This window comes from Micromonospora chokoriensis, from assembly GCF_900091505.1.
Classification (GTDB): Bacteria; Actinomycetota; Actinomycetes; order Mycobacteriales; family Micromonosporaceae; genus Micromonospora; species Micromonospora chokoriensis.
Genome location: NZ_LT607409.1, coordinates 2,768,556 through 2,789,815 on the forward strand (window position 1 = coordinate 2,768,556; position 21,260 = coordinate 2,789,815).

Annotated in this window: 16 protein-coding genes; 9 read left to right on the forward strand and 7 right to left on the reverse strand. The window is 66.5% G+C overall.

Going from position 1 to position 21,260, the window contains the following annotated elements:
* Positions 1–180 precede the first annotated feature (180 nt).
* Positions 181–1,761 carry a hypothetical protein gene (locus GA0070612_RS13160; protein ID WP_088988151.1) on the forward strand — a complete coding sequence of 527 codons (1,581 nt, stop codon included), beginning with the start codon at positions 181–183 and terminating at the stop codon, positions 1,759–1,761.
* A gap of 47 nt (positions 1,762–1,808) precedes the next feature.
* Here the strand turns inward: GA0070612_RS13160 and GA0070612_RS13165 are convergent, their stop codons facing one another.
* Both GA0070612_RS13165 and GA0070612_RS13170 read right to left on the reverse strand, forming a co-directional pair.
* On the reverse strand, positions 1,809–2,015 hold the full coding sequence (locus GA0070612_RS13165) for a DUF397 domain-containing protein (RefSeq protein ID WP_088988152.1): 207 nt from the start codon (positions 2,013–2,015) through the stop codon (positions 1,809–1,811).
* Positions 2,012–2,899: a helix-turn-helix domain-containing protein gene (locus tag GA0070612_RS13170; RefSeq protein ID WP_088988153.1), complete on the reverse strand. Its 888-nt coding sequence runs from the start codon at positions 2,897–2,899 to the stop codon at positions 2,012–2,014. The genes GA0070612_RS13165 and GA0070612_RS13170 overlap by 4 nt, the downstream gene beginning before the upstream one ends.
* A 376-nt stretch (positions 2,900–3,275) precedes the next feature.
* Between GA0070612_RS13170 and GA0070612_RS13175 the strand changes: the two genes are divergently transcribed.
* The 3 genes from GA0070612_RS13175 to GA0070612_RS13185 are packed head-to-tail and all read left to right on the forward strand — an operon-like array spanning position 3,276 to position 4,310.
* A complete protein-coding gene (locus tag GA0070612_RS13175; protein WP_088988154.1) occupies positions 3,276–3,623 on the forward strand; it encodes a hypothetical protein in 348 nt (115 codons plus the stop codon).
* A 1-nt stretch (position 3,624) separates the two neighbouring features.
* Positions 3,625–3,906: a hypothetical protein gene (locus GA0070612_RS13180; RefSeq protein WP_088988155.1), complete on the forward strand. Its 282-nt coding sequence runs from the start codon at positions 3,625–3,627 to the stop codon at positions 3,904–3,906.
* Positions 3,903–4,310 (forward strand): hypothetical protein, encoded by a 408-nt coding sequence (locus tag GA0070612_RS13185; protein ID WP_088988156.1) that lies wholly within the window; start codon positions 3,903–3,905, stop codon positions 4,308–4,310. The genes GA0070612_RS13180 and GA0070612_RS13185 overlap by 4 nt, the downstream gene beginning before the upstream one ends.
* Positions 4,311–4,348: 38 nt before the next feature.
* Here the strand turns inward: GA0070612_RS13185 and GA0070612_RS13190 are convergent, their stop codons facing one another.
* The 5 genes from GA0070612_RS13190 to GA0070612_RS13210 all read right to left on the reverse strand — a co-directional run bounded on the left by GA0070612_RS13190 (position 4,349) and on the right by GA0070612_RS13210 (position 9,240).
* On the reverse strand, positions 4,349–4,777 hold the full coding sequence (locus GA0070612_RS13190; protein ID WP_088991473.1) for a hypothetical protein: 429 nt from the start codon (positions 4,775–4,777) through the stop codon (positions 4,349–4,351).
* A gap of 186 nt (positions 4,778–4,963) precedes the next feature.
* A complete protein-coding gene (locus GA0070612_RS13195) occupies positions 4,964–5,599 on the reverse strand; it encodes a hypothetical protein (protein ID WP_088988157.1) in 636 nt (211 codons plus the stop codon).
* Positions 5,600–5,623: 24 nt separating this feature from the next.
* A complete protein-coding gene (locus GA0070612_RS13200; protein WP_088988158.1) occupies positions 5,624–5,884 on the reverse strand; it encodes a hypothetical protein in 261 nt (86 codons plus the stop codon).
* Positions 5,885–5,950: 66 nt separating this feature from the next.
* The gene (locus GA0070612_RS13205) at positions 5,951–6,619 is read right to left on the reverse strand and encodes a hypothetical protein (protein ID WP_088988159.1); all 669 of its coding nucleotides are present in this window, start codon (positions 6,617–6,619) and stop codon (positions 5,951–5,953) included.
* Positions 6,616–9,240, reverse strand: a complete 2,625-nt coding sequence (locus tag GA0070612_RS13210) for an FtsK/SpoIIIE domain-containing protein (RefSeq protein WP_088988160.1) — start codon at positions 9,238–9,240, stop codon at positions 6,616–6,618. Before GA0070612_RS13210 ends, GA0070612_RS13205 begins: the two co-directional genes overlap by 4 nt.
* 388 nt (positions 9,241–9,628) lie before the next feature.
* On the opposite strand from GA0070612_RS13210, the gene GA0070612_RS13215 reads away from it, so the two are divergent.
* The 5 genes from GA0070612_RS13215 (at position 9,629) to GA0070612_RS13235 (ending at position 21,076) form a co-directional block, all read left to right on the forward strand.
* The gene (locus GA0070612_RS13215) at positions 9,629–11,170 is read left to right on the forward strand and encodes a type I restriction-modification system subunit M (RefSeq protein WP_088988161.1); all 1,542 of its coding nucleotides are present in this window, start codon (positions 9,629–9,631) and stop codon (positions 11,168–11,170) included.
* Entirely contained in the window at positions 11,167–12,372 is a 1,206-nt protein-coding gene (locus GA0070612_RS13220; protein ID WP_088988162.1) for a restriction endonuclease subunit S, read from the forward strand. The genes GA0070612_RS13215 and GA0070612_RS13220 overlap by 4 nt, the downstream gene beginning before the upstream one ends.
* 51 nt (positions 12,373–12,423) lie before the next feature.
* Positions 12,424–15,837: a DEAD/DEAH box helicase family protein gene (locus tag GA0070612_RS13225; protein WP_088988163.1), complete on the forward strand. Its 3,414-nt coding sequence runs from the start codon at positions 12,424–12,426 to the stop codon at positions 15,835–15,837.
* Between the two features lie 347 nt (positions 15,838–16,184).
* Positions 16,185–20,243 (forward strand): AAA domain-containing protein, encoded by a 4,059-nt coding sequence (locus GA0070612_RS13230; RefSeq protein WP_088988164.1) that lies wholly within the window; start codon positions 16,185–16,187, stop codon positions 20,241–20,243.
* Complete coding sequence (locus GA0070612_RS13235; RefSeq protein WP_088988165.1) at positions 20,240–21,076, forward strand: hypothetical protein; 837 nt, start codon at positions 20,240–20,242, stop codon at positions 21,074–21,076. Before GA0070612_RS13230 ends, GA0070612_RS13235 begins: the two co-directional genes overlap by 4 nt.
* The last annotated feature ends 184 nt before the right edge of the window (positions 21,077–21,260 follow it).

Consider the following 21,260-nt stretch of genomic DNA (forward strand, 5'->3'; position numbering starts at 1 on the left):
ACCCCCACCCGGTCAAGCCTATTTTCGGTAACGATCGAATAACAGGTCTTGACGGTTGCGTCTCTCTGTGCTGCTGCGTCCGACTCCGTTATCCCCAGTGCTCCTCAGTCCACCTGCGTCCACTCGACGGCGGGGTGTCGCTCCTTGCGGATGAGGCCGCAGCAGTCGAAGGTTCGGAGGGTGCAGAGATGGGATCCGCTGAAGGAACACCAACTGCTGTTGCTGCGGCGGATCGGCGACGGGGACGACCTGAGCGGTCCCGACGGTCTCGATCACCGTCATTCGGCCCGTGCCCTACAGACCCGCCGTCTCGTCGACATCAGTCGCCGAGGCGGTGTATGGCGGGCGCAGATCACCGACGCCGGCCGCTTCTACCTCGACAATGGCATCCATCCTGACCATCCTGACCGGCTCCTGGGCGGCGCGGCGGCTCCCCGCCAGCGAGCCCGCCTCGTCAACACCACCAAGCGGAGTGAGTCGGCGTCGGCCAAGTCGGAAGCGGGCGGCGCCGTCACCGCGGCCGGCTCGGCGGGTACCCCCGCCGCCGCGACGGTGGAGCAGGCCCGGCAACTCGTGGAGCGCCTCCAAGCCGAGGGCGGAACGGTGCGAGTCGAGAGCCCCGGCTCTGAGGAACGGGCCCGGTGGCGGCGGGTCATTCACGCGGCCAAGCAGCACGGTCTCGTGCCCGCCGGGTTCCACCTCAAGCACACCGGCCGCGCCGCCGGAGACCTCATCATTCGCCTGTCCAACGACGATGACCCGGACGAGACGGACTGGAACCGGATCCGGCTCAACACCCGCCGCGTCACCACCGACCCCGACCTCGTGTTCACCGCCCTGGCGAGGAACCCGGCCGGGCTGGAGGTGACGGAGGCATCTGTTCCTCGGGCGCTGGACCTGATCCGTGGCCTCGCCGCCGAGGCCCGACGGCGGGGCCACCGGGTCGGTGTGAACACCAAGACGAAGAACCCGTCGGTTTACCTCCAGGTCGACAAGACCCGTCGCAGAGTCCGGTTGATCGAGGAGTACGACGAGATCCCACACGTCCCCACCGAGCAGGAGGCCCGGCAGCTACGGCGCAACCGGTGGATGGTGCTGCCCAAGACCGACCGGGTCGCCTCCGGCCGGCTACGGATGGAAATTGCCCGCGCTGGATGGGACAAGAAGGACACCTGGGCCGATGACAAGCGGACCACCCTGGAGAAGCGCCTTCCCCGCATCATCCGCGACGTCGAAGCCGGCATCGCCGCCGACGAGGAAGCTAAGCAGGCTGCTCAGCGGGCCCACGACGAATACGTCGCCGAGCTGAATCGGCGGGAGGCCGAGGAGCGTCGCCGCTGGCAGGCGGCCATCGACGAGGCCCGCCCCCAGGCCGTGGAACTCCTGCGCAAGAAGGCGTTCCGGCGGGCCTACGACTCCTGGATCTCCGCCAACGAGATCCGCGCCTTCTGCGACGCTCTCGAACACGCCGCACCCGACGAACTGGCCGACTCGGGCAACCGCACCCGATGGATCGACTGGGCCCGAGCCGCCGCCGACCGCCTCGACCCCACACAAGGGGAACGAACCCTCGCCGGCATCGAATTCGACATCGAGCCGAAGCCCGGCGACCTGCGGCCCTTCATCGGCGACTGGAGCCCCACCGAGCCCCGCCGCGAATACCGCTCCGAACGCGACCAACAGGCCATCGACAACGCCCGACTCCAAGCCGACACCTGGCACCACGGCATGCGCGGACGCGCAACCTGGTGGCGCAAGTAACGGACACGCGCAGAAGCGCGCTCATGGTCGCCGACGTACGCATACGCCTACCGGTGGGTGAACTGTCCTTGCTTGGCGCTGGTTAGGAAGCTGGTCCAACCTTCTCGGCGGAACAGGAGAGCCGGGCCCGTTGGGTCCTTGCTGTCCCGGAGAGCTACCGCGTCGGCGAGGTCGGCGACCTCGACACATTGTCCGTTCCCGCTGGACCGGGTGCTCTTTTTCCACTGGGCGCGGGACAGGTCGGCTGAGGTCATCCCGTCCCTCCTTTCTGACTGATCGCTGCGGCGTATTCCTGGATCAGCTTGATCGAGCTGGTTGGGTCGAGTGCGGTAGCGCGGAGGTGTTCGTAGGTGCTGGTGTAGCGGCGGACGTCTGCTTCCCGTTCGAGGAACAGGTCGCCGGCCATGCTGTCGACGTACACCAGGGCGGGGTCGGCTGGGTCGGGGAAGTCCATGACGACGAACGAGCCGGGCATGCCGGCGTGCGCGCCCGAGGTGAACGGGATGACTTGGAGCGTGACGTGCGGCTGGCCCGCCGCGCTCACCAGGGCGTCGAGCTGTTCGGCCATGACGGCTGGTCCGCCAGTCAGCCGGTGCAGGACGGCTTCGTCGAGGATCGCCCAGAGGCGCAGCGGCTCCGTCTTGCGGAGCGACTCCTGCCGCTGCACGCGCGCCTCCACCCGGGCCTGCACATCCGCGTCGGTCGCCAGCGGCAACACGCCCCGGATGACGGCGCGGGCGTAGTTCTCGGTCTGCAGGAGGCCTGGCACGAAGAGCGACTCGTAGTTGCGGACCGAGCGGGCTTCGGCTTCGAAGCTGATGTACGTGCTGTAGAGCTCCGGGAGTTCCGACTCGTACGCCTGGAGCCAGCCCAGCTGCGCGGCCTGACGGGACAGGGCGATGAGTTCGCTGCGCTTGTCCTCGTCAGTGACGCCGTACTTGTCCAGCATCGCCATCAGGGTGCGCCGCTGTGGGCGGACCTTGGCCGTTTCGATGCGATAGAGGGTGGTGGGATTGATGCCGGTCTGCTCGCTGACCTCGTCGCGGGTGAGGCCGGCGGCGGTGCGCAGGCTGCGCAGCTCCGCCGCGAGCCGCCGGAGGCGCACGGTGGGCGGTTGCCGTCGAGCTGACAACTCCATGTCCCTTCGCTCCTGTCGTAGTCAGAGTGTGCCCGCCGTGCGGATGCAACCTTCAGGCAGGCCGGGCAAGTGGCGTACATGCGAATGCAATCCTTGCATTCGCACTAGTGCATAGGCACTATGGGCATGAGCATTTCAGGCCGGTGCGGCCCACGAAGCCGCGCGGTACGGCGGTGGGCTCGCGCTCCCAGGGGCCCACCGCCCGTCCGGCCTCGGACGCCTCTCGACGGGACGCAGCCCGTCACCCGAAGCGGGCTGCGTCCCCCCACGAGAGGCCGAGTCAGGGAGGCAACGCAGTGGTTCCATCCCTCGTCCTAGCGGTGGTCGCGATGCTCGGCTTCGCCGCCGGACTATTCCTGTTCAAGGTCAAGTCCCGATGGTGCCGACGGTGCGGGTCGGCACTGAACTGCCCCGACTGCGGCGGCCGCAGATCCCGCCCGCATCCCGGCCGAAAGAGTTGGACGAGCGGACTGTGACCCCCACGCCGATCACACCTGAGGTCGCCGTCGCACCCGGCGACGTCGTGCACCTACGCGAACAGGACTACCAGCACGACAGCGACCCGCTTCGACTGCGGATCGTCTGCGTCCGCCTCGACCTCAGCCTTTGGTACGACGGCCAGTGGGTGTGGCTCGAAGGCATCGAAATGATCTCGCCCGGCCAAACCGGACGCTTCCGGAACGTCCTCGCCCGCGTCGCCGCCCTCCCACATCCACAGGACTGACATGGCCACCACCGTCTACCTGTCCGCAGCGGCCATCGACCAGCTCACGACCGCGCAGCGAGCGCTCGACGAGCACGTCACCTCCAGCGCCACCGGCTACTGCTTGCGCTGCCAGCTCATCGGCCCCTGCCCCACCAACGATCAAGCCGCCGCCACCTTCACCCGCTACGGCCGCCTACCTCGACGAACACCCGGCGCGACCCGACCGCAGCTCATCAACGCCCGCCGCATCACCGCCGGCCCCGATCCCGCAGCCCACCTCACCCGGAGGTACAAACCGTGACCCTGCCCGACATCACCGCCGCGCTCCGAGACCTGCACGTCTCCATCGGCCAACAGCAGGACCTGACCAAGGTCGTCATCCAGGACGCCGAGAACGCCCGAGCCGAGTTCCGCGCCCTGACCACCGGAGCCACCAACCCCCTGGTCAACCGCGCACTGGGCAACTACGCCCAAGGAATCGTCAAGCTCCGCGACGGCTCATGGCTGCTCGCCGAAGCCGGCGACATCCTCGCCGAGTACGCCCGAGCAATCGGCATCGACATGCCGCTACGGCAGCCGACCGAGGGCAAGCGGAAGGCCGAGCTGAATCCCGACGAGCAGAGCGACACCGGTCCCCGCCAACCCGGCCCTCAACGGGTCCCGCAAGCCGACGAACCGGCACAGCGCGACCTGTCGGCTGGCTGACCCTCCATGACGTGGTGGAGTGCGGTGATGGCCGGCGCTCAGCCACCGGCCGTCGCCACCGCCACCAAGTGCTTTCCGACGAGATCCTGAGCCTGCTTCACCTCGTCCACGCCCTCTTCGAGGCGGACAGGCGCCTGCCGGCAAGCACGCACCGCGCTGTTCAGCAGGTTATTGCCCCCGCCCCGGCTGACCTTCTGGAAGTGGGCTTGAGCCTTATTCACCGAGTCGACGACCTCGGCGATGCCGCGTCCTACCTGATCGAGCGTCTGCAGCACCATGCTCAACTCCGCCATCACCGACCCGATCGGACCGCCACCCCGCCCGGCGGTGATCCGATCCAGTCCGGCGTTCATGGCCCGCCCGGCCAGGCCGCCGACTTTCATACCGGCGTAGGCGGCACCAACCGCGATCAGCGGGGAAGGGTGATAACCGGCAGCGTCGGCGGCTGCAGTGGCCGCGACAGCTATACCGGCCCCTGCAGCCTTGCCGATCTTCTCGCTGACCTTGGTGATGCCTTCCCGAGCAGACTCGACGGCGGTGTCACGTACAGCTCCTGCTGCCGCCGTGAGCGCTCCGGCCGCCTTCCCACGCGTGCCCGGGACTCGTGCGTCTCTCGTTCGACCTCGGCCTTGTCTGCCCAGCCCGAACATCGTCTACTGCGCCGGTTCCAAGAACGCGCACCCGGCGGCAACCAGCATGGGAATTACCTTCGCCGCATCGAGCGCCAGCTCACCCGCTGTCATCTCGTCGATGTCTTCACCGCTAGCGCGTTGCTCGTCTGCAAGCTGAGTAGCGATTGCGCAGGCGTCCCACAAGGAGCCAACGGTCGAGGAGAATGCCCACAGGTTGTAGACGGTGAAGTTCACCTTGACGAGGGCCTGCCCGTTATGGCCGATGAGGCGTCGGTCCGGCTCCTCGGGGGTGTTGCCCATGCCTTCCGCGAGCGGGTGGAGCTTGATCCGCCGGAACGGCTTCTCCAGCTCACTATCCGGGTCGAACTCGATCAATAGCCCCCGGTCAAGGAGTCGCTCGATGACCGGCACCGGGTTGCCAGGGCCGTTGCCGGCTGCGATCACGTCCCGCTGAAGTGACTCGCGGTTGACCTCCAAGCGAGCGTGCCGCTCTGGGTCGAGGAAGGCTCGCCCCCATACCTGGAACTCTTCGTCGGTCAGTTCCTCGGAATCGCTGCCGAGCCGCACCTCCCAGTACTCCGGGGTCGGATCGGGCGGGGTGACGTACCGGTAGGAGGGGCCGAGGTTGAGGCCGACGGGAACGATGACGGTGGGCATCGGGTGACCTTCCGAGGATCGGTGTCAGAGGACGGCGTTGTACTTCTCGGTCTGGGCGACGGCGGCCTGAATGAGGCCGGCGCCCTCGCCAAACTTCTGCTTTGCGGCGCTGAGTTTGCCGATGGCACCCATGACAGCGGGCTGCTGGGTGCCGGCGGCGAGGGCTTGGAGCACGGCGATGGCCCGGTCGACTTGGGCATTGACGCCGGCGAGTTGGGCGAGCGCCCTGTCGGCTTCGGACTTGCCGTGGGCCAGGCCCGCCTTGATGTCTCCGATGGTGGCCACTAGATCTTCCTCCCCTGGGTCGTGGTGTCCAACGCCCCGCCACCGGCGGCAGGTGCGTCTGCGGGTTCAGCCTCGGGTCGCGGCGATGAAGATGAACCACAAGATCGGCATGCCGACAAAACAGATCACTCCGCCTGCGCGGGCGGACCGAGTACCTCCTCCGCCGATCCGCGGCTGACCGACGAGGCTGATCGTGAGGTAGCCGGCGAAGAACGCCAGCGCGGGCAGCCCACACAGCGACCACGGCACGAGCTGCCACGGGATGCGGCCGAGGTCAGCATCGGGGCTGACGGCGAACATCAGCAGCGAGGCGAGGGTGCCGAGGGTCGCCGCGGCGGTGTAGACGAGAGCGTTGCGGGCCAGCGGCGTGAGCCCGGGCAGCAACGGTGGTTGCGCGGCCTGCCGATGGGCGTGCTCGGCGGCGGTATCGGCCGCGTCAGCAGCTGCGACGGCCCGGCGAAGCGCCTCGGCCGGGTCCGGAACCGGGCTGGGTGCGATGCCGCCGATGTGCGGCTCGGGCAGGCGCAGCGTGGCGGCGAGCTGGTGAAGGTGTTGCCGCTGAGTTGCGAGCCGGTGGGTGATCTGGTCGAGGGCGGCCTGCCCGCTGCGGCTTGCTGTGGCCTGCTGCTCGGCTCGTGAGCGTTCGTTCTGTAGGAGGGCCGCAAGGCGGCGGGCGTGGTCGGTGTAGGCGGCCCACCCGCCGTCGCGGGGCATCGGGGTGACGGGGTCGCTCATGTGAGGTCGTCGATCTGGTCGAGGGTGCCGGGGCGTACGTAGGGGACGATGAGGGTGCGGCGGTTGTCGTTGCGGTCGATCAGCAGGGCACGGTTGGGGCGGGACTGCCACTCGGAGGCGTAGTCGCCGAGCAGGGAGCCGATGTCGCTGCTGGGCAGGTTGAGCGCGACGAGGCAGGCGACCTCACCGCCGCCGGTGGGGCCGACGTCGTCGTTGAACCGGCTCAGGGTGCGCCACCAGCCGAGCAGGTGCACGCCGTGGCCGGGACCGTTGGCCAACACGGCGCGCAGGTCCTCGTGTCCGGAGCGGTAGGTGATCGGGTCGCTGGCCGCGAGGAGGTTGCTCGCGGCGTCGGCGCCGAACACCACCAGGTACGTCGCCTGCCCGCCGCCAGGCTCGGACTGCTGGGCGAGGTCGACCAGATGCGTCCGGTACTGGGTCGAGGTGATGGTTTCGCAGTGGTGGCCGGCTGCGGTGATCGCCTCGACGGCGGCGTCGGCCGCCTCGTCGGCAGCGGCGACAAGCGGCGCGATGAGAAAGCGGGCAGTGCCGGGGGCGTGCTGGCGGGCCAGACTGACCGCGGCTGCGTATAGGACGTCGGCTCCGACTGGGGAGGTGCCGAGTACGGCCAGATGGCTACCTGGAGTGGCGTCGAGGGTGAACCCTGCGGTCGGTAGGCCGACGTCGACGGCGCGGCCGACCAGGGCCCGCCGTCGCCGTACGTTCGGAGACAGGCGGGCGAACGTGGGATCGGCGTCGGGGTGCTGCTCGGCGTAGCCGGCGAACACCGCGGGTGGCGCGTCGCCCGGCGGGCGGGCGTTCCACAGCAGGTGTCGCTGCGCGGTCACCGACGCGGCATCGGCGTTCGGGAAGCGGATCACCCGGTTCGCTCCCGGTATCCCGGCCGCCGCGTTGATGACGGCTGCGCCGATCGGAAGGTTGTCGGCACCGTCGTTGAGCTGGTCGAGGATCCCACCACCACCGGCGAGCGCGACCCGCAGCGGGAACTGCCCGAAGATCGACTCTGTCTTGGCGAACAGCGCCTCCACCCCGGAGATCGTCTGCGACGCCAGGACCAGGTGGATGCCATAGGAGCGGCCCTTACGCGCCAACTCCTCCAGCAGCGCCACCGCCTGGCGGGCCACTGGGTCGTTACCCTCGAACAGCACGTGGAACTCGTCGATCACCGCCACCAGCCGCGGCATCGCCACGTCCGGCCGCCCGGCCCGCAGGTCGGCAAGCTTCGTCACCCCGGCCCGCTTCAGCTCGCTCGCCCGCCGGGTCATCTCCCGCGACAACGTGCGCAGCACCGCCAGCCCGTACTCCCGGTCGGACTCGATGCCCACGGTGCGGGCGTGCGGGATCCACGACGGGTCTACCGCCGTCGGGGTGAACTCCGCGAACGACACCCCCTCCTTGAAGTCCAGCAGATACAGGCCCAACTCGTCCGGGGAGTAGCGCGACGCCAGACCGTAGAGCATGTCCAGCAGGAAGACGGTCTTGCCCGACCCGGTACGACCACCCACCAACCAGTGCGGCGTCGCATCATCCAGCGCCAGCACACACTCGGCGCGGCCCTCCCGGCCCACCACGGTGCGCAGCCCGCCGACCGACGACTCCTGCCAAATCTCGACCGGCATCAACGCCGTGAAGTCCGTCGACGCCTGCACCCGCGCTGCTTTCGCCAATCTGCGACAGACCGTCTCGATCAGATCGTCCGACGGGCCTCCGTCCAACCGCATCGGCACCGCCAAGCCCGCACCGTCGTCACTGAACCGGTACGGACCCGGCGGGTCCGAAACCCTGAACAATCCGCCGCCGGCTGCTGTCAGATGCGTCGTCCGTTCCAATCGAGGCGCCGCCTCCAGCCCCGGATGCTGAGGCGGCGGATAGCCGGCCAACAGCAGGAACACACCTGCGGCCGGACCGGCGTGCGCGATCGCCGCCAACCGCGACCACTCCGCACGCGCCGCGCCCTGCGGCAGCGCCGCAACGCACACCAGCAGCACCGACGGATCCGCCTCGCCGTCCTGAACCCGCTCGATCCGCTCCTCCGCCTCAGCCAGCACCTGCTGGAGACCCGGAAGGTCGATCGCGGGCCTTCGCCACGCCTCCGCCTCCACCATTGCGCGGAACGGGCCGAACACCGCCCCGAGCGTCGCTCCGTCCACGGCCGCGACCCGAAGTGCGCCGTCCGGCAACGCCGCAAGTACTCGCAGCAGCAAGCCGCGCAGCCACCGCGCTACCGAGGGATCGCGGGCGTCGCTGTCGACCGCCAGATGGCCGGCCCCTACGAACGGTACGACGACACCAAAGACGCCGTCGGCGACCGGGGACGCCTCACCCAGCCGAACAGCAAGCGGGCGCCCAACAGCCGCATCGACACCCGACGGAAGGGCTGCGGCGGCAGCTTCCAGCCGGCACCCCAACCAGCCCGGCGTCAATCCCTCGGCCATTCGCTGCATACCGGCAGCGAAACGTCGGGCATCTTCGCTGGCCTGCACAGATGGGCCGTTCTGTCCGGCCCCAACGCGCAATCGGGCACGAGCGGCCTCCGCATGCGACACCGCTTCTCGGTGCGCCGCCACCGCCCGACCGAAGGCCGACGCCACCGACTCCATGCCAACGTCTCCCCAGGACCGATGGACCGCGATCTCTGGCGCCGACCCTATCCAAAGACACCACCCGCAGTCAGCCCCGTATCGCTCAACGTGCTGAAGGAGGGGATGGGCATCTGCTCCAGGGCCCTCCGGACATCGTCGTTCCCTTGCGCCGCAGGATTGTGAACTCCAGAGGAGGAGTTCGGCCGCCCTGGCGTCAGCGAGCTTTCGCCGCAGCAATCGCACCGCCTACCACGAAGCGGCTGCCTACGCGCCCCGGCGGCCTCACTGAGTCAACAACCCGACACGTGGCGCAAGACTGCGTGAGTGCCGGTTCCTTCGACCGGCGTCAGCGTCATAGCCTTACGGGCTCAGGCGAGATGGATCAAGACGGTGGGGACGACGCTACGTGATCACTGGTGAGCTGAAGAGCAAGGTCGACCGGATTTGGGACACCTTCTGGTCGGGCGGCATCTCCAACCCGCTGGAGGTGATCGAGCAGATCACCTACCTGCTCTTTATCCGGCGACTGGATGAGGTGCATGACCTAGCGCTGAAGAAGGCCCGGCGCACCGGCAAGCCCATCGACCGCCCGATCTACCCCGAAGGCGACGACCCCAAGGGCAAGCCGTATGCGGAGTTGCGCTGGTCGTACTTCAAGAGCGTCGAGCCTCGTGAGATGTTCGAGATCGTCGGGGAGCACGTCTTCCCGTTTTTGCGCACGCTCGGTGGCGACGGCTCGACCTACTCGTCTCACATGAGGGACGCCAGGTTCACCATCCCCAACCCGGCGCTGCTGTCGCGGGTAGTCGACATGCTTGACGGCGTGTCGATGGAGGACCGCGACACCAAGGGCGACCTGTACGAATATCTGCTCAGCAAGATCGCTACTGCCGGCCACAACGGGCAGTTCCGTACGCCCCGACACATCATCCGGCTGATGGTGGAGATGATCGGCCCCGGCCCGGACGACACCATCTGCGACCCGGCCTGCGGCACCGCCGGCTTCCTGATGGAGGCCAGTGAGTACGTCCGCCGGAAGCATCCCGACCTCTTCCACGACCCGAAGCGCAACCGGCACTATCACCACGAGATGTTCCACGGCTTCGACTTCGACAGCACGATGCTCCGAGTCGGCAGCATGAACATGCTCCTGCACGGTGTCGAAAACCCGATCATCGAACGCCGTGACTCACTAGCGCAGAGCGTTAGCGAAGACGTGGAAAAGTACTCGGTCATCTTGGCCAATCCGCCGTTTGCCGGCAGCATCGACTACGAGAGCACCGCCCGCGAGCTGCTCCAGGTCGTCAGGACGAAGAAGACCGAACTGCTCTTCTTGGTACTCTTTCTCAGATTGCTGAAGCCCGGAGGTCAAGCGGCGGTCATCGTGCCGGACGGCGTACTTTTTGGATCGAGCAGTAAAGCGTATAAGGAGCTACGTCGCATGCTTGTGGACGACCACAGGCTCGACGCGGTAATTAAGCTCCCCGGCGGGACGTTCAGGCCTTACACCGGAGTCTCCGCAGCCATCCTGATCTTTACGAAGACAAATAGCGGTGGAACCGAAAACGTCTGGTTCTATGACGTGAGCGCCGACGGGTGGAGTCTAGATGATAAGCGGACGCCACTACTGCCCGAGGAGAAGCTCGGCCCAGTGCCGCAGGTCGCTTTTAACGAGACGGACCACGCTGTGAACAATCTGCCGGACGTACTCGCCCGCTGGGCTCAGCGCAACGGCGACGAACGGAAGCGGGCGCGAACCGAGCAAAGTTTTTGCGTTCCGAAGGAGGATATCGTCGCTCAAGGTTACGATCTCAGCCTCAGTCGCTACAGGAAGGTTGTGCGCGAGACCGTCGAGCACCGGCCCCCGCTCGATATTCTGAATGACCTCGCACGAATCGAAGCCGAGATCCAGCAAGGCATGTCCGACCTGAAGGCGATGCTCGGATGAGTGAGACGCGGACTGCTCGAGTCGGCGAACTGGTCAGAATCGTTGGCGGTGGGACCCCTAGTCGCAACAATCCGGATTACTACGGAGGCGATATTCCGTGGGTTACTCCGAAGGATATGAAATCCTGGTCCATCGATAGGGCGCAGGTTGGCATTACTCAGGCTGGGCTGGACGGGAGTTCGACCCGATTGGTTGAGTCGAACTCAATTCTCGTTGTCGTGCGGTCTGGTGTCCTTAAGCACACCTTGCCTGTTGGCTTGAATCGTAGACCAGTTGCGATAAACCAGGACATCAAGGCGCTCATTCCGTTGGGTTCGATAAGTCCCGACTATCTCGCACGCTTTATCAAGGCGAGCTCCTCTTTAATTTTGAGCTGGGTTAGGGCTACAACGGCCGACAACTTTCCCATCGACAAGCTCAGAGAGCTAGAGGTGCCCCTACTCGACCCTGCTGCACAAAAGCGTATCGTGGATGTGCTGGACAGTGTCGACGTGCTACGCGCTGAACGCCGAGAGGCGCTCCGGCGCCTCGATGAGTTGGCTACATCCATCTTCTTGGAAATGTTCGGAGATTTACAAGCCAACCCGAAGGGCTGGAGCGTCGAATGCCTGCGCGACTTGGTGTCGGAGTTTCGATACGGCACATCCAATAAGTCTGGTCCGGAGGGTAAGCCGGCATTGCGTATCCCGAACGTGGTAGGTGGCGCACTTGACCTGACCGAACTGAAGCTGGTCCCGGTTTCTCCGAGCGACTTCAATCGCCTTCGTTTGAAGGATGGCGACCTGCTCTTTGTGCGAACGAATGGGAACCCCGAATATGTAGGGCGTTGCGCAGTTTTTGAAGAGAGCTCTGTCGCTTCGACCCGGTTCCCAGCCGACGAGTACGTCTATGCATCATATTTGATCCGTGCCAGACTCCGGTCGGGGAAAGTGCTTCCAGTCTTTGTTCAAGAATACCTGCGCACTTCAGCGGGTCGATCTGCCTTGCGTGAGCGCTGCAAGACGTCTGCCGGGCAGTACAACCTGAATGTAGAGGGGCTTGGTTCGATTCCGATTCCGACTCCGCCGATTGAAATGCAGCGGGCGTTCGTTGAACGGATCGCCGCGGTCGGTGGCCTGAAGGTGACCCATCATGCAGGCTTGGCCGAGTTGGACGCACTGTTCGCATCTCTTCAGGACAAGGCGTTCCGCGGATCGCTGTGATGTGCGATGATCGAGGGCTGTCCACGCGTCGGGGGGGGGGGTTCTTCGTCGATGAGCAACTTCGCGTTCCTGCGGGCTGAGTGGCCTGAGCTGTTCGCCGAGGCCGAGCAGGCCGAGCTGAATGCGGCGGTCAATCCGCGCACCGCCTGCTTCTATGCTCGTCGGTGCCTGGAGCACGCGCTCAAGTGGCTCTATCGTGCCGATCGGGTGTTGCGAGAGCCGAGCGACAAGCGGCTCGTAGGACTGATCACTGAGCCGACGATGAAGAACCTTGTCGGGCCGACGCTTACGGCCAAGATGCAGATCATCCGGGTCAAGACCAACAAGGCCGTACACGAGAATGGCCCGGTGACCGCGCAGGTCGCCGACCAGGTGGTCCGTGAGCTGTTCCACCTGACGTACTGGATTGCCCGCACCTATACGCGCGATGCTTCCGCCATACCCCCCGATGCCCTGGCCTTTGACCCCGCATTGGTGCCACATCCGGCCGATCTGCGGACCCAGAGCCGGGCGGAGATCCGTGCCCTGGATGAGCAGCTCGCGGCGCGGGATGCGGCGCTCGCAGAGGCGGAGGCGGCCAACGTCGATCTCGACGCGCAGATCGCCGCCCTGCGGGCGCAGATCACGGCCGCGAAGGCTGCCAACGCCGCTCGTCCCGACCACCACGACTACAACGAGCAGGAGACCCGCGACCGCTACACCGATGTGCTGCTCGGCGAGGCAGGCTGGCCGCTCGACCAGAAGCGTGACCGCGAGTTCCCCGTCAGCGGCCTGCCGCGCGGCTCGGGCAACGGCCAGGTCGACTATGTGCTTTGGGGCACCGACGATCGGCCCCTCGCCGTCGTCGAGGCCAAGCGCACCCGGCGCGACGCGCTGGTCGGCCAGCAGCAGGCCAAGGAGTACGCCGACGCGCTGGAAGCGACGTACGGCCAGCGCCCAGTCATCTTCTACACCAACGGCTACGAGACGTGGCTGTGGGAGGACGACCGGTACCCGCCGCGGCCGGTCCAGGGCTTCTACACGCGCGACGAGCTTCAGCTTCTCGTGCAGCGGCGGACGAGTCGGCGCCGGCTCGCCGAGTTGACCATCGACGGGAACATTGTCGAGCGGCACTATCAGCAGCGGGCCATTCGCCGGATCGCCGAGACCTTCGAGGGCGACGCGCAGCGCAAAGCCCTGGTGGTGATGGCCACGGGAGCGGGTAAGACCCGCACCGTCATCGCTTTGGTCGAGCTGCTGATGCGGGCCAACTGGGTCAAGCGGGTGCTCTTCTTGGCCGACCGGGTGGCCCTGGTCGACCAAGCCGCTCGGGCGTTCAAAGAGCACTTGCCGCACGCCACCACTGTCAAGCTGACCGACGACAAGGTGAGCGAGGGGCGCGTCTACGTCTCGACGTACCCGACCATGCTGGGCCTGATCAACCAGACCGACGGCGGGCGGCGGCGGTTCGGCCCGGGTCACTTCGACTTGGTCGTCATCGACGAGGCGCACCGCTCGGTCTACCAGAAGTACCGGGCGATCTTTTCCTACTTCGACTCTCTGCTGGTTGGGCTGACCGCCACGCCTAAGGACGAGGTCGACCGGAACACCTACGGCCTGTTCGACCTCGCGGACGGCGTTCCCACCGACGCCTACACCCTCGAGGAGGCCGTTGAGGAGAAGTATCTCGTTCCGCCCCGGGCTGTCGCTGTTGACCTGCGGATTCAGCGCACCGGCCTGCGTTACGACGAGCTGAGCGAGGCCGAGAAGGACGAGTGGGACGCCCTCGAGTGGGGCGACGGCGACGTGCCCGACGAGGTGACTGCCGACGAGGTCAACAGCAAATTCTTCAACGCCGACACCGTGGACAAGGTGCTGGAGTACCTGATGACCCGGGGACACCGGGTAGCGGGCGGTGATCGGATCGGCAAGACGATCATCTTCGCCAAGAACAACCGGCATGCAAAGTTCATCGCCGAGCGCTTCGATGCCAACTATCCGCACTACCGAGGACAGTTTGCCCGGATCATCACCCATCAGATCGTCGGCGCCCAGGGGCTGATCGATTCGTTTTCGAACCCGGATCGACAGCCGCACATTGCCATCTCGGTCGACATGCTGGACACGGGAATCGACGTCCCCGATGTCATCAACTTGGTGTTCTTCAAGAACGTCCGGTCGAAGACGAAGTTCGCGCAGATGCTTGGTCGGGGCACCCGGCTGCGCCCCGACCTCTACGCCCCCGGTGTCGACAAGAAGGACTTCTTCGTCTTCGACTTCTGTGGCAACTTTGAATACTTTGGTCAGAACCCGCCTACCACTCAAGGCTCGCTCAGCCCATCGCTTACCGAGCGGCTCTTCAAGGCCAAGGTCGAGCTGGTCAACCAGCTCGACCAGCGCTGTCCCGCCGACGCCCCCGCCAGCGACGCCGCCGACGGTACCCACACCGAGGCCGGGCTGCGCTGGGACCTCGCCCGCGAGCTACACCGTCGGGTCCGGGCCATGCGCCTGGACAACATTGTGGTCCGCCCGCACCGCAGGCTTGTCGAGTACTTCGTTGACTTCGAGAACTGGCACAGGCTGTCCCCGGAGGTGTCCGCGCAGCTCGCCACCGAGCTTGCCGGCCTTCCCAGCGAGGTGCGGGATGACGGTGAGGAGGCCAAGCGGTTCGACCTGCTCATCCTCCGATTGCAGCTTGGCCTGCTCGTGCCGGATGGCCGGTTCAACCGGCACCGCACCGAAGTGCAGGAAATCGCCGCAGCCCTGCTGGAGCAGACCACCATCCCCGCGATCCGGGAACGGGTCACTCTGCTCGATGAGGTTGCAGGCGACGAGTGGTGGCAGGACGTCACTCTGCCCATGTTGGAGTTGGCCCGCCGCCGCATCCGCGACCTCGTCCGGCTGGTCCCCAAGGCGCGCCGGGCCGTGGTCTACACCAATTTTGCCGACGAGATCGATCAGGTAGTCGAAATGCCGTTCGCCGGGGTGAGTACCGGTACCGATCTTGACCGGTTCCGCGAGAAGGTTCGCGTCTATCTTCGCACCCACGAGGACCACCTTGCGGTGCAGAAACTGCGCCGCAACCGACCGCTCTCCGGTACTGACCTCGCAGAGTTGGAACGGATGCTCGGCGAGAGCGGCGTGGGGGACAAGCAGGACATCGACCAGGCTCGGCGGGCATCCGAAGGGCTCGGTTTGTTCATCCGCTCGATGGTGGGACTGGACCGTGAGGCAGCTCGGGAAGCGTTCAGCGAGTTCCTGACCGGTCGGGCGCTCAACGCTGCGCAGCTTGACTTCATCAACCTAATCATCAACGACCTGACCGCCAACGGTGTGATGGACCCGGGCCGCCTCTACGAGTCTCCGTTCAACGCCATCGCGCCCCACGGGCCCGAAGTGCTGTTCCCATCGGCGGACGTGGACCGCCTCTGCGCGATCCTCGCCGTCGTCAAGCGCAACGCTATGCCAGCAACCGAGGCGGCCTGACGGCTTGCCGTCGCCCGACCAGGCGCAAGCCGATCGCAGAGCGCAATTGCAGCCAGGCCTGCCGCAGCCTCACATCCACATGGAAAGACGTAACGACACGGGTTGGTCTCCACCCGGGCAAACCCCACCCCGGCACCGCCGAATCCGGACTGATCGATAGCCGACACGGCCTGGCGGCACCTCGACCGGGCGGTAGATGTTGCTGAGTGGAGTTGTTCCGATGACGTTCTTGTCGGAAATCCGACGCATCGACCGACATGTCATCCGTCCTATCCTGGAGGGCTTTGCCTCGGGCCGATTGGCTCGGCGGATCAGCACTGGCGTACGTCGACTGACTTGGAGACGAGATGCTGTTGACCCAACCCGATGTGCTTCACCTCGTCCAGCAGGCCGCCGGTCGGTGGGCAGACCAACTGATCGACTTCGGCCCACGTAACACGCTGCTCTACTTCAAGGAACGACAGACCACCACCCTCGATCTCGCCGAGGCGGCTGCCGGCGCGGTCGCCGATCTGCTCCGGGGACAGAAGGTTCGCCTACGGACGCTGTTCCCGGACCAGGACCGTCACAACACCGCCTGCAACACTGCGCGCAGCCTCCGCCGGAAGCTGGTCGAGCTGGAGGAGGAGCAGGGCATCCAGGCCGGTTGGGTGACCCGCGGTCTGCTCTGCATGGTCGGTTCGTACACCCGCGGGTCCGTGCCGATGCAACCGCTGCGGGCGCCGCTGATCCTGCAGCAGCTTGCGCTGGACAGCAGGACGGCGACCGAGAATGACTTCACGCTGGAGCTGTCAGAGTCACCTGAGATCAATCCCGTCCTCCTGTACGCGCTTGAGCGGCAGTACGGCGTGGAGGCGGACATCAGCGCCTTGGGCGAGAAGCTGAGCGCGATGCTGTCCGAGATCGCTGACCCAGACCAGCAGCTGAGCGCCGCCTACCAGCTGATCGCCGACGCAGTAGCTCCCAGCGGCCTGTCTCTTCGGCTCGAGCCCGCGGTGGTTGCCGGCGTCTTCAGCTTCGACAAGCTGGCCATGGTCAAGGACCTGCGCAATTCAGCCGAGCTGCTGGCTTCACATCCGGTGATCGGCGCAATGGCGGGCGACCGCGACGCTCGGCAACAGTTGCGCACGGAGCAAGCTCAGGAGCCCAGCTCCAGTGCCGATCGGATTGATCCGGCCAAGGAGTTCCTGGTCCACGACGCGGATTCCTCTCAGCAGTCGGCGATCGACGCGGTGCTGTCCGGCCGACATGTGGTCATTGAGGGTCCACCCGGCACGGGTAAGAGCCAGACGATCGCGAACATCATCGCGTACATGGCCGCGATGGGTCGTAGCGTGCTGTTCGTCTCCGAGAAGCGGGCTGCCATCGAAGCGGTGATGAACCGCCTTGGCGACGCCGGGCTCGATAATCTGGTGTTCGACCTGCACGACCGCAAGATCAGTAAACGGCAGGTCGCCCAGCGCATCGCCAACGTCCTCACTCAAGCCGGCACCGAACCACCCGTCGACACCGACGAACTGCACCGCCGCCTGCACAGCCGCCGGGCCGCGGCGAAACGGCACCCGGCCGAGCTGCACGAGGTACGGCAGCCCTGGGGGGTGAGCGCGTTTCAGGTCATCGAGCAGCTCCTCGCGCTTCCGACTTGCGACGTCAGCGGCTACAACCTGCGCGCGTCCGAGCTGCGGAACCTTGACCGGTCGAAGCTTGAGTCCGCGCGGGAGGACCTTCGGACGTTCGTGGATCGTGGCGGGCTGAGGATCTGGCGCGGGGAGTCGCCGTGGGCGAAGGCCGCTATCCGCACCCCAGACGATGTCGGCAAGGTGCTGGTGCATCTCGACGAGCTCGCGGCTGGTGCCCTGCAGGGCGCACAGCGCCAGATCCGGGACCTGGTCGACCGCGCAGGGCTGGACGTGCCAGACGACCTCGCTGCGTGGAGGGACCTGTTCGAACTGCTCAGCGAGGTCGACCTCACCATCGCTAGCTACGGCGAGCAGGTCTTCGGCCCGGATCTGGACGACTTCGTCTATGCGACAGCACCTGGGCGATCCCGGCCGCGCCGTTCGGAGCCGCTCGGGATCTTCCGCCGGTTCCAACTGCGCCGCGAGCTGCGGCGGACTTGTCCGGCCGCTCCCCGGAAGCGATCCGAGATGTATCAGGGCCTGGTCGCCGCAGTGGACCAGCGTGAGCGGTGGCGGAAGCTCAGCCGTCAGGACAGCGCACCCACTGCTCTGGCGGGCGCCGACCTGTGCATGTCGTCCTTCACGCAGGTGCGGAACCACCTCGCCGCGGTGGCGGCATGTGCCCGGATCGACGGCCTTGAGCGTGGAACCACCACCACCGCGGCCAACACGCTCGCCGAGTTGAACGCCGACCGCGAGACGCTGTTCCTGATGCCCGATCTAAACAAGCAGCAGCAGCTGTTCCGCTCGCTAGGGCTGAGCCACATGCTCGACGACCTGGCCACCCGGCAGGTCTCGAGCGACGAGGCAGCCGACACCCTGTTGCGCTCCTGGTTGCAGGTGGTCCTCGACGAGATGCGCATGCGGGTCCCGTACCTCGGTCAGTTCGTCGGGCAGCAGCATGCCACGGTGGTCCAGGACTTCCGTGTCGCGGACAGCCGGCACATCGAGATGGCCGCCCGGCACGTGCGTCGCAACGTGGCAGTGAACCTGCGGAAGGCCCGAGACGCCTATCCCGACCAGAACGGCCTCGTCCGGCGGGAGGCGGCCAAGAAGAGCCGGCACCTCTCTCTTCGGAAGCTGCTGAGCAGCGCACCGGAGGTGCTCCTCGCCGCGTTCCCGTGCTGGGCCATGTCGCCACTGGTGGTCAGCCGCATCCTGCCGCCCGAGCGGTCCTTCGACGTGGTGATCTTTGACGAGGCGAGCCAGATCGAGCCGCACGACGCGGTCGCCTCGATCATGCGGGGCACCCAGCTCGTCGTGGCCGGCGACCCGAAGCAGCTCCCACCCACGCCGTTCTTCCGGCGCCTCGTTCAGCAGAGCCCGGCTGGCGAAGACGATGATCTCGGCGACGAGAGCCTCGAGGACTACGAGTCCGTTCTTGACGTCCTCGGTGGCCTCATCTCGGACCGGTACCGCTTGACCTGGCACTACCGCAGCCGAGACGAGCGCCTGATTGCGTTCTCGAACGTCGAGATCTACAACCGGTCCCTCGTCACGTTCCCTGGCGTGCAGGTCGACAGCCCGCTGCGCTTGGAGACGGTAGACGGCCGTGTGGCCCCCGGTCAGAGCGGCTCATCAACCGAGGAGGTCAACCGGGCGGTCGAGCTGATCCTCGAGCACGCCGAGCAGCGACCGAACGAGAGCCTCGGGGTCATCACGATGGGGCAGAAGCACGCCCTGCGGATTGAAGCCACTCTGCGCAGCCGACGCCGCGAGCACGAGCATCTCGACGACTTCTTCTCCCAGGACCAGGCCGCGAGCCAGCGGTTCTTCATCAAGAGCCTGGAGAACGTCCAGGGCGACGAGCGGGACGCCATCATCCTGAGCATCGGCTACGCCAAGACCAGAGACGGTCGACTTCCGCTGCGCTTCGGACCGCTCAACCAAGAAGGCGGTGAGCGGCGCCTCAACGTCGCGGTAACCCGAGCGCGGAGTCGGATGACCGTGGTGAGCGCCTTTTCCCACCACGACATGGACCCGAACCAGACCGCGGCGACACGGAACCGCGGACCCGAACTGCTCCGCCGCTACCTGGAGTTCGTTGACCTCGGCGGCGACCTCGGCGCGCGACAGCACACCGGGGTCGAGCTCAACGGCCTCGAACGCAGCGTCCTGAAGGCTCTCCAGCAGCAGGGCATCAACGCCGTGCCGCAGTGGGGCGTCTCCGGCTACCGCATCGACCTGGCCCTCGCCCATCCGGACCAGCCCGGCCGCATGGTCCTCGCCGTGGAGACCGACGGTCACTCGTACCACCAGGCACACAGCGCCCGGGACCGGGACCGGCTGCGCCAGCAACACCTCGAGCGCCTCGGGTGGGAGTTCCACCGCATCTGGTCGACCGACTGGTACGTGGATCCGACAGGCCAGACAGCCCGACTCATCGCCCGCTGGAAGCAGGCGGTCGACCGCGGCAACCACGCCGCGAGGAGTCACCCCGTACCGCCGGCACGCCGGCCCGCCCAGCCATCGACGCCGCCGGCGACCCGCCGTGGCCCACGTCCCGACGTGCCGATCGGTCTGCGGATCACCGACTACACGCGGGAACAGCTGGTACAGATCTGCACCTGGCTGGTGAGCGACCAGCTTCAGCGTGATCGGGATGAGCGCCTTCAGGAGGCCATGAGCGAACTTGGCTTCCGCAAGCGCGGCTCAATCATCCTCCAGCGCCTGACCGAAGCACTCGACATCGCGCAGCAGCGCGCCGACCGGGAGGTGTCCCGATGATTGCCCTCGACCCGCTCACTCTGGAACGCATCGCCCGCCTGATCTGCGACGTCGATGGCCCTTACGAGCGAACCGGCACGCAGATCGAGCGGTTCCTGCACAGGGTCCGGTGGCCCGGCGAACCGCAGTACGACGGCTCTCCGCGGATCCCCTGGTTGACAGAAGTACTCCGTTCCCGTGCCGATGATGCCGCCGCACTCGATCGGCTGCTCTGTCGCATCGGTGATCCGCTGGAGTACGACGGCGGCGTCGAGGCCGCCGAACCGATCGCACAGGAGCTGAACCGCATCCTGGCTCCCGAGCAGCTCACCATCACCTACGTCGGCGGGCGCCCCGTGCTCGGTCAGATCAGCCAGAGCAGCGACGTTCCCCTGTACGGGCCGCCGCCGGACCTCCACGAGCGGGTGCGACGACTATCTCCCAACAGCAAGGCGACCGACATCCTCATGGCCCGCGCCGACGAAGCGTCGATCTGCCAGAACAACGGAGCCTACGCACTGGCGATCATCGGCATCGGCAGCTTCGTCGAAGGCCTGCTGCACGTCGTGGTGACTGACCGCGACGAGACCGTACGCAGGAGCGGCCTGGTCGACCGGAACGGCCGACGGGTTCGGGCCGAACGAGCGGGCCTTCACCTGCTCCTCGAGTACGCGCACCGACAGAAGTGGGTTCAGACCGACGCCAAGGACTTCATGGAGAAGGTCCGGGACTACCGCAACTTCGTGCACCCTCGTCACCAGATCGACTACGGGCTCGTGCCCGACCTGGACACGGTGCGGATGTGCTGGGCACCTGTACACGCGCTCCTCAATGACCTGGAATCCGCACCATGATCAACAGCTCATCTCGGTGACCAGCAAGCAAGCGGATTGATTCTTCCTAGTCCAGATGCCGGCCCCGACACCGCCGCTGCTACTCCAGCTTCCGAACCGAGACCAGGTGCTGGAGTAGCAAGCGGAGGCCAGCGAGGGCCGCATCGAGCGAGTGCGGCGACGCGTTCGGCGCAGCCCTCTCGCC